Source organism: Psychromonas sp. CD1 (assembly GCF_002239585.1).
Lineage (GTDB): Bacteria > Pseudomonadota > Gammaproteobacteria > Enterobacterales > Psychromonadaceae > Psychromonas.
Window position 1 is genome coordinate 257369 of record NZ_NDFH01000002.1, and the last position, 13246, is coordinate 270614.

General features: G+C 35.1%; 10 protein-coding genes. 5 read left to right on the plus strand and 5 right to left on the minus strand.

Going from position 1 to position 13246, the window contains the following annotated elements; translation table 11 throughout:
* Window positions 1–53 precede the first annotated feature (53 nt).
* Complete coding sequence (gene barA / locus B8W84_RS01380; RefSeq protein ID WP_094751539.1) at window positions 54–2807, minus strand: two-component sensor histidine kinase BarA; 2754 nt, start codon at window positions 2805–2807, stop codon at window positions 54–56.
* Between the two features lie 91 nt (window positions 2808–2898).
* On the opposite strand from barA, the gene rlmD reads away from it, so the two are divergent.
* The 3 genes from rlmD to B8W84_RS01395 all read left to right on the plus strand — a co-directional run bounded on the left by rlmD (window position 2899) and on the right by B8W84_RS01395 (window position 7590).
* Complete coding sequence (gene rlmD, locus B8W84_RS01385) at window positions 2899–4236, plus strand: 23S rRNA (uracil(1939)-C(5))-methyltransferase RlmD (RefSeq protein WP_094751540.1); 1338 nt, start codon at window positions 2899–2901, stop codon at window positions 4234–4236.
* Between the two features lie 110 nt (window positions 4237–4346).
* The gene (gene relA, locus B8W84_RS01390; protein WP_094751541.1) at window positions 4347–6560 is read left to right on the plus strand and encodes a GTP diphosphokinase; all 2214 of its coding nucleotides are present in this window, start codon (window positions 4347–4349) and stop codon (window positions 6558–6560) included.
* A gap of 799 nt (window positions 6561–7359) precedes the next feature.
* Complete coding sequence (locus B8W84_RS01395; protein WP_094751542.1) at window positions 7360–7590, plus strand: cell division protein ZapB; 231 nt, start codon at window positions 7360–7362, stop codon at window positions 7588–7590.
* Between the two features lie 220 nt (window positions 7591–7810).
* Here B8W84_RS01395 and rraA read toward each other — a convergent pair whose 3' ends face one another.
* Window positions 7811–8317, minus strand: coding sequence for a ribonuclease E activity regulator RraA (rraA, locus tag B8W84_RS01400; protein WP_094751543.1), 507 nt, complete (start codon window positions 8315–8317; stop codon window positions 7811–7813).
* A gap of 213 nt (window positions 8318–8530) precedes the next feature.
* Window positions 8531–10252 carry a proline--tRNA ligase gene (locus B8W84_RS01405; protein ID WP_094751544.1) on the minus strand — a complete coding sequence of 574 codons (1722 nt, stop codon included), beginning with the start codon at window positions 10250–10252 and terminating at the stop codon, window positions 8531–8533.
* A gap of 61 nt (window positions 10253–10313) precedes the next feature.
* Between B8W84_RS01405 and B8W84_RS01410 the strand changes: the two genes are divergently transcribed.
* The gene (locus B8W84_RS01410) at window positions 10314–10868 is read left to right on the plus strand and encodes a rhomboid family intramembrane serine protease (RefSeq protein ID WP_094751545.1); all 555 of its coding nucleotides are present in this window, start codon (window positions 10314–10316) and stop codon (window positions 10866–10868) included.
* On the opposite strand, the gene tsaA is transcribed toward B8W84_RS01410, so the two are convergent.
* Together tsaA and rcsF are read right to left on the minus strand one after the other, a co-directional pair.
* Window positions 10828–11538, minus strand: a complete 711-nt coding sequence (gene tsaA / locus B8W84_RS01415; protein ID WP_094751546.1) for a tRNA (N6-threonylcarbamoyladenosine(37)-N6)-methyltransferase TrmO — start codon at window positions 11536–11538, stop codon at window positions 10828–10830. The genes B8W84_RS01410 and tsaA overlap by 41 nt on opposite strands.
* 2 nt (window positions 11539–11540) lie before the next feature.
* Entirely contained in the window at window positions 11541–11915 is a 375-nt protein-coding gene (gene rcsF, locus B8W84_RS01420) for an Rcs stress response system protein RcsF (protein ID WP_257797879.1), read from the minus strand.
* 67 nt (window positions 11916–11982) lie between these two features.
* Between rcsF and gmhB the strand changes: the two genes are divergently transcribed.
* Window positions 11983–12543 (plus strand): D-glycero-beta-D-manno-heptose 1,7-bisphosphate 7-phosphatase, encoded by a 561-nt coding sequence (gene gmhB / locus B8W84_RS01425; RefSeq protein ID WP_094751548.1) that lies wholly within the window; start codon window positions 11983–11985, stop codon window positions 12541–12543.
* Window positions 12544–13246 lie beyond the last annotated feature (703 nt).

The window sequence follows — 13246 nt, forward strand, 5'->3', positions numbered from 1 at the left end:
TTTAAGTTAATATCGCTGCATCATGGGTAATATACACGTATTTATTTATTTATTTATAAACGTTTTGGGATAGCATTTTTTACATTTTCAAGTTCATCTAATAACTCAAGAAGTTCAGGCATTAGTTGCTCTTTTGTTTGATTTTTATGCAGACCTTTTTCAATCTCTTTAATAATTTTAATCAGTCTGGGCACTCCGCTGTAACTACAGCCCCCGTGGAATTTATGTATTATCTTAGTAAAAGAGGCTTGCTGTTTTGTCGAGCGTATAAAATTCTGAGTACTTTTCTTTATATTAGGAAACTCATCTAGTAGTAATATTAACATTTCTTTAGCAAGATCTTCTTTTCCTGCCGATTGTTGTACAGCTAAAATCCAATTAAACGACATGTTTTTATTTTCTGTCTGCTGAGTGTTAATTGTTTTAATCTCATTTTCAATGTTTTTAGGAAACCAGCGTTGAATTATTTTTTTTAAGGCTCGCTCATCAATGGGTTTGGCCAAACAATCATCCATCCCTTGTTGTAAAAATTGTTCTTTTTCTTCGGGATAGGCGTGAGCGGTTACTGCGATAATCGGCGTTTTTTTATTCTTACTTTCTTTTTTAATCAAAGAGCAAGCATTGATACCATCTAAGCGAGGCATTTGTATATCCATAAATATGAGGTCAAATTTTTCTTTTGTAGCAATTTCAACGGCTTCTAACCCATCAACACAAGTTACTATGTGTGTTGCAATGTCCTTTAACATCACAGATATAAGTTTTAAATTTGCGGGATTATCATCGACTGCAAGTACTGATAAGTATTCTCTAGTGACGCATTTATGTTTTTTTAATAAGTTTAGCCTAGGTTTTTTATGCTGATTTTCAAGTAGAGCATTTGCGAAGTTTTTATGATTAATTGGTTTACATAGACAATGGCTAACTGAGGGCGATTTCAAATGTTCATAAAGGCTAATATTATTACTATTTATTAATACAATAACGTTTTTAGTATAGTCTTGAGCTTGGTCAATACGTGTTAGAAGTGCGGGTATATCAGCGTTATTACTATGTCCTATTACAATGCTTTCATAATTTTTATGTAAGGATTTTATCCATTGTTTGTCTGTGCTTACAATCGTGCTGATAGAGCCCCACTGGGAAAGCAATAACTGACAAGCGCGTGCAGAAGGTTCATTTTGTTCAAAGACTAATATATTGCTATTTTGTAGGTGTTTGGTCGATAAGAAACTAAGAATATTTGAACTATTTTTTTTAAGTTTTATCGTAAACCAAAAAGTAGATCCTTGATTTTCAATCGAATCAAAATGTATTTTACCGTGCATTTTATGAATTAATTCTTGAGTGATAACCAAGCCCAATCCAGTGCCTCCATATTGGCGTGTAATACTACTGTCCGCTTGTTCAAAGGCTCGGAAAATTTGAGAGTGTTGAGCTTTGGAGATGCCAATACCCGTATCTGTAATACTTATTTTTAAGGTAATAATATTATTTTTATCGGCGAGTTGTTGTATCTTAACTTCAATGTTGCCTTGTTGGGTAAATTTAATGGCATTGCCAACTAAATTTGTAAGGATCTGTTGTAAGCGCATGGTATCGCCTAAAACAGATTGGGTGACTTCTACATCAATGAATACACTTAATTCAAGATTTTTTTCATGGGCACTTGGCGCTAATAACGCCATGGTCTCGTCAACACAATCTCGAAGATCAAAAGGTATTTTTTCAAGTAAAAGTTTACCCGCTTCAATTTTTGAAAAGTCTAAAATATCATTAATAATATTGAGTAAGTTCGCGGCTGAGCGTTCAATAGTCTCTAAGTAATCTAGTTGATGGCTGCTCATTTTTGTTTTAAGTAATTGGCGTGCAAAACCTATCACCCCATTCAAAGGGGTGCGCAGTTCATGACTCATATTCGCGAGAAATTCAGATTTAACTTGTGCTGCCTGTTGTGCTTTTTTACGGGTAAGATCGAGCTCTATATTCTGTATTTCCATTTGATCTAAAGTCTCACGCAATTCACTCGTGGCCAGATCAATACTTTCTTGCATCTCTTTATGGTGTTTCGACATGGCGAGAGCCATTTCATTAATACCTTGTTGTAATGCATTTATTTCGCCAGTGTAAACGCCTTCCACTCGAGAATTTAGTCTACCTAGACTGATATTTTCAACCACACTTACCATTTTAGAAATAGGCGCTGTAATACGTTGAGCTTGTCTAAATGCAAAGTAAAGACTACAGAGAATACCTAGAAAAACGATGCTACATGAAAATACAATATCTCGATATAATAATAACTCAACGCTTGAGTGATTTACTTCTAGGGCGACATAACCCAGTATTTTTTGGGAGTTATCAAAAGTAAGTTGGTATTGTAGAAAGTCCCCTTGTGCAATAATGGGAGTGCGTACGATTATATTGTCACCGTAATATGAAATAGTCGTATACTTTGGTATTTCAACGCCATCGGGTAGGCGTTGGATTTCAAAACCACGATGATAATTACTGGTAACAAATACATGATTGTCGGCATCAAAAATAGTTAAACTTTTTATTATACGGCTGTTTTTACGGTGAGTTGCACCTGTTACTCTGCGTAATATTGTACGTGTATCATCTTGCATACCATATTCACTGGTGATTGCTAAAGGCTCTGTAATATTAATGGCAAAATTAATTAAATAATCATTTGCTTGCTGAAATCTGTGGAAAGTAAAATATGCAGCTAACCCCCCCCCTATCAGTATCGTAGGTAAAAGGGTGTAAATAATAACTTGCGCTCGTAAACCGTATCTTCTCATAGGTAATACTTCTAACTTTTAATCTTTGTTTGTGGGACAATAGTGTCGTTAAAGCTATGATGGCATAGCTTGCCTAACCTGTGAAATACTTATGGCTCAGTTCTTCAAAGCAATACCTAAAAATAGTACAAAAAATCGTATTTATAAAAATATAAAAATAGAAAAGTTAGATCATCAAGGACGAGGAATGGGTCATGTGCACGGAAAACCTATTTTTATAGAAGGCGTTTTATTGGATGAGTGCGTCGATGTGCAAGTCTCAGAAGATAAAAAACGCTATTTAAAGGGAAGCGTAAAAAGAATAAATACAATGAGTACGTTACGTATTTCACCTGATTGTCTCCATTATAAAGATTGTGGAGGATGTCAGTTACAGCATATTGATCAAAGTACTCAAATACAGATTAAAGAGGCCGGACTCGGGCATTTATTTAAACGTTTTGCTAAGTTATCAGATATTATTTTACAACCTTTTATTTCGGGTTCTCCTTGGGGTTATCGTCGCACTGCGAGATTTGGTTTACAATATGATAGGAAACGTAAAGAGTTAGATATGGGATTTCGTTTTGCGCAAACCAATAAACTTATAAAACAAAAAGTATGTCCGGTTTTATTACCACAATTAGAAAAGTTAATCGTACCTTTGTATGCCTTACTAAATAGTTTACAGATTAAAGAACATCTGGGGCATGTTGAATTATTAGAGAGTGAGCAAGGTGTCGTTATATTATTGCGACATTTAAAGGCATTTTCTGAAAAAGATATTATTTGCATTACTAATTTTGCAAAAGCACACCAATTAAATTTTTTTATACAAGCCCAAGCCAATGAATTTAAGTTATGCTCAGGAGAGCATAAACTCTCTTATTCTCTGCCTGAATGGCATTGTAAATTTATATTTGCCGCCACTGATTTTTTGCAAGTAAATGCAGAGGTTAATAAAAAAATGGTGGCACAAGCTTTGCAATGGTTAGCGCTTGAAGCTGACGATCGTGTATTAGATCTTTTTTGTGGTTTAGGTAATTTTACCTTACCGATAGCACGTCAGGTAAAAACCGTGGTCGGTGTGGAAGGAGTACAAAAAATGGTGGATAGGGCGACAGAAAATGCGCGCTTAAATCATATTTCTAACTCGGTTTTTTATCAAGCTGATTTAAATAATAAACAAATTAATAAGCAGATATGGGCGCAGCAAAAGTTTTCAAAAGTATTGTTAGATCCTGCGCGTGCTGGCGCTTTAAATTGTATGGAATTTATTGCATCATTACAGGTCTCACATATTGTATATATTTCATGTGATGCGGTGACGCTTGCAAGAGATAGTTCTGTATTACTTGAAAACGGCTATAAATTAGATAAATTAGGTTTATTAGATATGTTCCCTCAAACAAAGCATATGGAATCGATGGCATTATTTTTACGTTGTTAGGTAAGTGTAAAAATAAAAGAGGCAGTGGGGTTGTCAGAACAAAAAAGAGTAAAGGTTTTTTGGTAAATATTCTAGAATATTTTGGTTGCTATCGAATATTGGAGTTTCAAATGGTTTCTGTTCGCGATACACATTTTTATCAAACAGCACAAAAAAATCCTCAAAAATGGGTGACGACACTCAATATGAGCATTTCTGATCAACACAGTTTATTAGATAACTATGAAAAGATTATCGCATTGTGTTCGGATTCAAAACAATTTGAATTATTGAAATTGGGCACTGAGATGGTTGAAATCTTAGTGACTTTAAATATGGATCTCGATACGCTAAATGCCGCACTCATTTTTCCTCTTTTAGATAATAAAATATTAACCGTAGAGAAAGTGCATGAGTTGTGGCATCAGCGTATTGCTAAGTTGGTTTGTGGTGCTGCGGAAATGGAAGGTTTCCGAGTATTACAATATCAAGGGCTAGATAAAATAAGTGCCTCACAAGTTGAAAATTTACGGCATATGTTGCTTGCGATGGTCGAAGATGTACGTGCAGTGGTAATTAAATTAGCCGAACGCATTTGTTATTTACGCCAAGTAAAAAATTCCAGCGAAGAAACGAAAATTCGATTGGCACGAGAAGTTACCTCTATTTATGCTCCTCTTGCAAATCGGCTTGGTATAGGCCAATTAAAATGGGAATTAGAAGATCTTGCTTTTCATTATTTACAGCCAAAAATATATAAACAAATAGCAAAGCTGCTTGCTGAAAAACGTATAGATAGAGAAAAACATATTCAGGAATTTGTCACGCGTATTCAAGAGTTATTAGAAAACGTTCATGTGAAAGGGGCCGCATATGGCCGGCCTAAGCATATTTACAGTATTTATGTAAAAATGCAGAAAAAAAACCTTAAATTTGAAGAGCTTTTTGATGTACGAGCAGTACGAGTAGTCGTGGATAAATTACAAGATTGTTATGCAGCCCTCGGCGCTATTCATACGCAATGGCATCATATCCCAAGTGAGTTTGATGATTATATTGCAAATCCTAAAGCCAATGGTTATCAATCTATTCATACGGTGGTTTTAAGTTCAAATGGACAAGCTATCGAAGTGCAAATTCGTACGAAAAAAATGCACGATGATGCAGAGCTTGGCGTCGCTGCCCATTGGAAATATAAAGAAGGCAATGCAGGGGGCAAGGCCTCAAGTGGCTATGAAGAAAAAATCGCATGGTTACGTAAAATATTGGCATGGCAAGAAGATATTGCAGAGGATGATTCATTAATTGAAGAAGTTCGTAGTCAGGTTTTTGATGATCGCGTTTATGTTTTCACCCCAAAAGGTGAAGTCGTTGATCTTCCCGCAGGTGCAACCCCTCTTGATTTCGCTTACTATATTCATAGTCAAATTGGACATCGTTGTATTGGTGCTAAAATATCGAATCGTATTGTACCGTTTACTTACCAGCTTAAAACGGGCGACCAAATTGAAATATTAACTCAAAAAGAGCCGAATCCAAGCCGAGACTGGTTGAATTTGTCGTTAGGTTATATTAAAACACCACGTACAAGACACAAAATATCCACTTGGTTTAGAAAACAAGACAGAGCTAAAAATGTGCAAGCTGGACGTGAAGTACTTGAAGTTGAGCTTTATAAAATAAAGCTTAAATTAGCAGATGTCGCACCTGCTATTGCCCGCTTTAATGTAAATTGCGCCGAGGATATTTTTGCAGGAATCGGTAACGGCGACTTACGCATTAACCAGTTATTACATTTTTTAAATGATCATTATCATCAACAAACATTAGAACAACAAGATTTCGCTGTACTTGAAGCTTTAGAAAAACGTAAACGCTCACTCCCTGTAAAAGTCTCTGGAAATAACATTATCATTGATGGTGTGGGTAATTTAATGCATTCTATTGCTCGCTGCTGTCAAGCCGTACCCGGCGATGAAATAGAAGGTTACATCACGCAAGGACGAGGTATTTCGGTGCATCGTAAAACATGTGTGCAACTCGAAGATTTACGTGAGGTACATCCAGAGCGTATTATTGTGGCGACATGGGGTACGGAACAAAGCTCTGGGTATGTATTAACTATTCGCCTTGAAGCTTCAGATAGAAATGGTTTATTAAAAGATATTACGACATTTTTAAGTAATGAAAAAGTGAAAATGTTGAGTCTGAATAGTTCTTCTAACTTTAAATATCGATTGGTGGTGATGGACTTAAATATTGAAGTTAAAAATAATGAAGATATTAATAAATTAATAAATAAATTAAGTCAATTAGAAGATATTAGTAACGTACGTCGTTTATGATTTTAGTCTTTTTTGGCACTGCATTTAATCGTGAGGAAATGAACCTGTTTTATTAAGATGACAGCTATGCTCTATTCGGTATATGTTTTTAGCTGATAATTCATTGTGTCTGTTGTATAAGTTTTTGATAGTATAGTTCGAGTAAAGTATTTTGTATCAGGCTATTACTTAAAATTTTATCCGTTAAATATCTGATAAGGTCAATGTTTTACTTAATTTTTATCCTACGTATTTCTTCTTTGTGTGTCGTAGCGGTAAAAATTTCATATAAATCGAGCATTGGAATTCGTTAGTGTTACCGCATAATATTCAAAGAAATCATTTCAGTTTTAAGATTAATCAATAGATGAAGTTTAAAATCGAAAAATGAGCCCATTGTATATTCTCCACACTCTGTAATTCCTATTTTTTATAAACCATCAGATTGTGGAGCAGGCACTTTTTTGATTTATTTTAATTCTTATCATTATCTCGACTTCAGGTTCGTTAATTCATAAAATTGAGAGTGTAAAGTAGCATTGATCTAAATGTTTATGACAAAATGAGTGATAACCAAGCATTTTGCATATATATTAGAGTGTGGCACAATACTTGTTGATTGGATAAACAATTCCGTTGGTGTGTTGCTATCTTAAAAAAGAGACTAAATTCTGTATTTGTTTTTCACAATACGCTTTAAAAGTGTCAAAATAGCAACATGTTTGTTTTTATTTAGCTAAATGTAAAACAAAGGTTGAATAAAATCGCGGGAATGCTTACTCTCAGAAAATTGAATAAATTCCTTTAAGGGGCGAATTAAATGACATTAGATCTATTGGAAAAACTAGAAAGTAAAATTCAAAATGCTGTTGATAGCATTGCATTACTACAAATGGAAGTTGAAGATTTAAAAGAGGACAAAATAGGGTTAGCGAGCAAGAACGATTTATTGCAAGCTGAAAACATGAAACTTGCCGATGAACATTTACAATGGCAATCTCGCTTAAGTGCATTAGTTGGGAAAATCGAACAGGCTGAATGTATGCTTTAAAGTATATCTACTTACATCGTATTACTTTAAAAGTTGTGTAATAGCCTATTTTTAATAATATTAAACATAGGCTATTAGGGTAAAATCAAACACCTAATAGCTCATCGGTATAGACCAAAGCATAGCGAAATTACTATGCATGGGTTTATTCTCTGATTTGACGCTCAATTAAAAAATATAATACATCGGATTCTTTAAAAAATCGTCTGAGGTCGTTATTTTATTCTTCTTCTTCTTCAAGCTCATCTATCTCAAGAGGCTCTGGTGAAATAACGATACCCGTGCTATCTGCATATAGAATATCTTCAGGTAAAAATGTAACGCCTGCAAAGTTAATGGGTACATTAATTTCTCCGACGTCAGTATCTTCTGCCCCGACGGGGATTGCAGTAATGGCTTGAATGCCTAAATCGAGTTCTTCAAGTTGCTCAACTTCCCGTACGCAACCATTAACTACAATGCCTTCCCAACCATTTTCAATGGCAAGCTCTGCAATATGTACATTAATCAATGCGCGACGTAAAGAGCCACCACCGTCAATTAATAAAACTTTACCGGCTCCATTTTCTTCGAGTGCCTTATAAATCATTCCTACCGATTCAAAACATTTTACAGTGACAACTTCACCTGCAAATGAATTCCGCCCACCAAAATTAGTGAGTAAAGGTTCAACAACATCAATAGTGTCTGCATAAATATCACAAAGAAGAGATGTATTATATTGCATGGATTAGTTCGCCTATGGTTATAGAGAGTCATTTAATTATAAACTGAACGATTTTTTTTACAATGAATTAGTATATGAAACCTTCCGTTTTAAAAATTTATACCAGTTTGTGTTAGTGAATGCAATGTTTGTGAGTTTAAAAAATAGAGTTCGCTAATGATATTTTTTTAAAAAAAGCCAGTATAAAATACTGGCTTAGAAGGGTAATAAATCTTAATTTAGTTTCGATTTAATAAATTCAATAACTGTATCTATATTGATGTTTTGTTTTTCACCCGATTTACGGTTCTTATATTCAATCACACCATTGTCAATACTGCGCTCACCGATAATAAGCATATGTGGAATACCTATCAACTCTGCATCGGCAAACATCACTCCAGGGCGCTCTTTGCGATCATCAAACAACACTTCTATTCCGGCTGCTTGCAATTCTGTGTAATATCTTTCAGCCAAAGTTTCGACACGATGTGATTTTTTCATATTCATAGGAACAATGACAACCGAGAAAGGTGCCAGTGCTTTATTCCAAATAATACCATTATCATCATTATTTTGTTCAATGGCAGCTGCTACAATACGAGAAATACCAATCCCATAACAGCCCATAGTCAGTGTTTGATTTTTTCCCTGTTGGTTTAGTACGCTGGCATTTAATGCTTCGGCATAGCTTTTACCTAATTGAAATATATGACCGACTTCAATGCCACGTGTAATACTTAATATACCTTTACCACATGGACTAAGATCGCCTTCTTGTACATTACGAATATCGGCTTTTTCATAATCTTTAACATCTCTATCCCAGTTCACACCGATTAAATGTTGATTATTTTCATTGGCACCACAAATGAAGTTTGCTACTCGTTCGGCGCTTAAATCCACGATGATACGAATAGATAATCCCATTGGACCAATAGATCCCGCTTCACACCCAGCAGCCATTTGTATTTGTTTTTCATTTGCAAAAACAAGTGGGCTTGCAATACCCTTAATATTTGCGGCTTTAATTTCATTTAAGCTATGGTCACCACGTAAAACAAGAGCGACGATAGGTGTATCTTGTCCTTCGTCTGCAATGCCCTCTACTAATAATGTTTTTAATACCTGTGTCGATATTACATTTAATGCCTGACAGACATCGGCGATAGTATGGACATTTGGTGTCTCTACATTTTGTATGTTTTGGGTGGCAGCTGGGCGAGTATATGTTGGTGCAAGTGCTTCAGCTTTCTCTACATTTGCAGCATAATCGCTATCGCTTGAGAATGCGATTGCATCTTCACCACTTTTAGCTAGGACATGAAATTCATGAGATGAACTTCCACCAATACTGCCACTGTCAGCTATGACGGAGCGATATTCAAGGCCTAGTCGCTCAAATATTCGACAATATGCATCAAACATTTTTTTGTATGTTTTTTCTAAGCAATCGTGTTCAAGGTGGAAAGAGTAACCATCTTTCATGGTGAATTCACGAGAGCGCATAACACCAAATCTCGGGCGTGTTTCATCTCTAAATTTAGTTTGAATTTGGAATAAATTAATCGGTAGCTGTTTATAGCTATTGATCTCTTTACGTATAAGATCCGTTACAACTTCTTCATGTGTAGGACCCAGAACAAAGTCACGGTTATGGCGATCTTTTATGCGCAATAATTCGGCACCATATTTATCCCAGCGACCGGTGTCTACCCAAAGATCCGCCGGTTGTACTACTGGCATTAATATTTCGATAGCACCCGCTCTTTCCATCTCTTGACGAACAATACTTTCAACTTTACGTAATACTCGTAGACCTGTAGGTAACCAAGTGTATAAACCTGATGCTAATTTACGGATCATACCCGCACGTAGCATAAGCTGATGGCTGATAATAACCGCATCGCTAGGCGCTTCTTTTTTAGTTGAAAGTAAATACTGAGTGGTCCGCATGGTAATCCTTAAGTTTTCAGGTCAATATAAAAGATAGATTTTATATAAAAATGGAGCTTAAATGAAGCAGTATCTACAAAGTGTTAAAGCAAGTTTCTTCATCATGATGATTTGTTTACTTATTTTGACGATAAATACGTTTTTACCAATGCATTTAACTCAATATGGGATCTATCCTCGTTCTAATAATATGCTTTTTGGGATATTTTTTGCACCTTTTTTACATGTCAGTGGCTTACATTTATGGAGTAATTTTTTTCCTTTTATTATTTTTTCAAGTTTGGTTGGTATTAAAGATGTAAAACGATTTTATTACTTATTTATAATACAATTATTTTGTACTGGACTTTTGGTGTGGTTATTTGCTCGAGGAGAGAGTGTACATGTAGGAATGAGTGGCATTATTTATGCTTTTTGGGGATATTTAATTGTTTATGGCATTGTGTGTAAAAACTTTTTACATCTTAGCATTGCCATTTTAACTGTTTTTTTTTATGGATGGCTTATTTTTGGACTATTCTCGATACGTTCAGGGATCTCTTTTGAAGGTCATTTATTAGGCTCGCTTTCCGGCGCTATAAGTGGATATTTATTTGCGAAGAATGATATTCGATAGAGATAACCGTGCTAATTTTTCCCTCACTTTGCCAGAAAACATTAAAGTCGAGCAAGTACATTGCATATGTTTTAGTATCGATTTTGTTTTTTTTATAAGCAGGTCGCGGATCTTGTTGTAAGACTTCTCTGATTAAAATCTCTAGCTCAGGCTCATTCTGTAAAAAATTTAAACTCGCTGTTGAAAATTGAATCTGCATTAAACTCTGTGGTTTTTGTTGCGCAAATCCTGCGAGGGCATTGGGTTTGGCATCTGCATAAGGGATATAAGGTTTAATATCAATAATAGGGGTGCCATCAACAAGATCAAGGCAACCTATTCGTAAGAATAATTTACCTTTTTTTTGGAACATGCCATGATATTCAAGTAAAGATAAACCGATAGGGTTCGGTCTGTTAGGTGAGCGTGTCGCGAAAACGCCAACTCGTTTATTACCGCCTAAACGAGGTGGCCGGACCATAGGGCTCCATTTTTTTACGGGTTTGTTTTTATGAAAAAGAAACATTATCCATATATGGCTAAAATCATCTAAACCAGAGAACGCATTAGGATCATTGTAAGGCGGTAATATTTCGAGTAAACCTTTGGCACTAGGTACTAATCCTGGTTGACGAGGTACGGCAAATTTTTCTTTGTAGGGGCTATGTACAATCGCGATAGTATTAAGCATTGTTATTCATCTATTTCTACGGAAAGGGCACGTGCATAGCAAATTACATTAGATAGACAACTGCTATCAGCATCAAAATTTAAACATGTTTGAAAAACAATGCCGTTCGCGCCTAAGTTTGCTGCATTAATGCGTGCTTTAGTGCGAGCATCGCTCTGGCTAGCGGGACGATCGTTGACGTTTATTTGACAGCTACTACCGGTTACGGTGCCTTTCCATTGTACATTTAATTTTTTTGCTTCTTCTTTGCTGTAAATAAGAACACTACTGGGTTTAAAGTAAGTGACAAAATTTTGTTTATCAACATTAGATGAAAAAGGATATTGGCTACAAGCACTTAAGAATAATGTTGTAAATATAATAATAAAACGTTGCATAATAAATTCTTTATAATAGATAAAAAAAGACGATAATAGTATCGATGAAAATATAATAGGAAACAGTATGACAGTAAATAACGTAAAACGTGCCATTTTTATTGATAGAGATGGCGTGCTCAATGTCGATAAAGGATACATTTCTCAAATTGATGATTTTGAATTTATTGATGGCGTGATAGATGCCCTACAAAAATTTAAAGAAAAGGGTTATTTATTAGTTCTTATCACTAATCAGTCGGGTATTGCGCGTGGCTATTTCACCGAAGAGCAGTTTCATCGATTAACAGAATGGATGGATTGGTCACTTGCTGATAGAGGTGTAAATTTAGATGGCATTTATTATTGTCCGCATCATGCAGAGCAAGGAAGTGGGAAATATAAAGTAGAATGTGATTGTCGGAAACCTAAACCAGGTATGTTACTTGAGGCGATAGAAGAGTTAAATATTGATGTGACGGAATCTATATTAGTGGGTGATAAAATTTCCGATATACAAGCGGGAATCGCAGCTGGTGTCAAAAATAATTATTTAGTTCGCTCAGGAAAAACACTTACGACAGAGGCTGAAGCCTTAGCTACGGCTGTTTTTGACGATTTAAAGGAAATGGTAGAACAAGTTTCTTGATGTATTAATTACTCTGTAAATGAATTTTAGTCGTCATTTTGCGAGGATATATTTATCGTGTAGAAATAGACTGCTTTTGAGTTGACGCATCGCAGAGAAAACCAGGTCGTATTGTGTACTCGTAAGGTTAATTAGAATACCAAATTGATATTTATGAATTTAGAGGTGAGCATTAATAAGCGAATAAAGTGAGAATGTTTTATTCGCAGTCTCTATCTTATAGGCGCAGTTACTCGTTCACGGTAAATATAAAAAATATGCGCCCCCTAAACAAGAAGTAAATTCACAAAATATCTGAGCGCATCGTTCCAGTCTCATGTTAAACTACTGTTTAATATGGCATTTCCATCTTTATTATTTAAGTGTACCCGTAAAAATTTAAGCCGTTGTTCGTCATGAACTGGCTATGTTGTCGCAAAGAAATATCATACTTTAGATTTAGACATAAGCTCAAAATACTAGGGATAAAGCGCTAACCTAAGCGTCAACCTTAAAGTGCATGTGAGATGAAATTGTTATTGGGAATTAATAAGTTAGTAATTCAATCTAAAAAGGAAGGTTGAACTATTAAAAGGGTTATGTATTTAGCTACATTTAGCAATAATGTTTTTTTTGTAATTTTCAATTGTAAAATAATAATGTTGCGTAATTTAAAATCAGTGTAAAAACTTGATCATTATAAAACTCATGGCTACCATAAATA

Excerpts from the sequence above, each read along its gene's own strand:
- relA (WP_094751541.1), top strand. The coding sequence starts at position 4,347 with ATGGTTTCTGTTCGCGATACACATTTTTATCAAACAGCACAAAAAAAT.
- tsaA (WP_094751546.1), bottom strand. The coding sequence starts at position 11,538 with ATGCTTAATACTATCGCGATTGTACATAGCCCCTACAAAGAAAAATTT.
- barA (WP_094751539.1), bottom strand. The coding sequence starts at position 2,807 with ATGAGAAGATACGGTTTACGAGCGCAAGTTATTATTTACACCCTTTTA.
- B8W84_RS01405 (WP_094751544.1), bottom strand. The coding sequence starts at position 10,252 with ATGCGGACCACTCAGTATTTACTTTCAACTAAAAAAGAAGCGCCTAGC.
- rraA (WP_094751543.1), bottom strand. The coding sequence starts at position 8,317 with ATGCAATATAATACATCTCTTCTTTGTGATATTTATGCAGACACTATT.
- rlmD (WP_094751540.1), top strand. The coding sequence starts at position 2,899 with ATGGCTCAGTTCTTCAAAGCAATACCTAAAAATAGTACAAAAAATCGT.
- B8W84_RS01395 (WP_094751542.1), top strand. The coding sequence starts at position 7,360 with ATGACATTAGATCTATTGGAAAAACTAGAAAGTAAAATTCAAAATGCT.
- gmhB (WP_094751548.1), top strand. The coding sequence starts at position 11,983 with ATGACAGTAAATAACGTAAAACGTGCCATTTTTATTGATAGAGATGGC.
- rcsF (WP_257797879.1), bottom strand. The coding sequence starts at position 11,915 with ATGCAACGTTTTATTATTATATTTACAACATTATTCTTAAGTGCTTGT.
- B8W84_RS01410 (WP_094751545.1), top strand. The coding sequence starts at position 10,314 with ATGAAGCAGTATCTACAAAGTGTTAAAGCAAGTTTCTTCATCATGATG.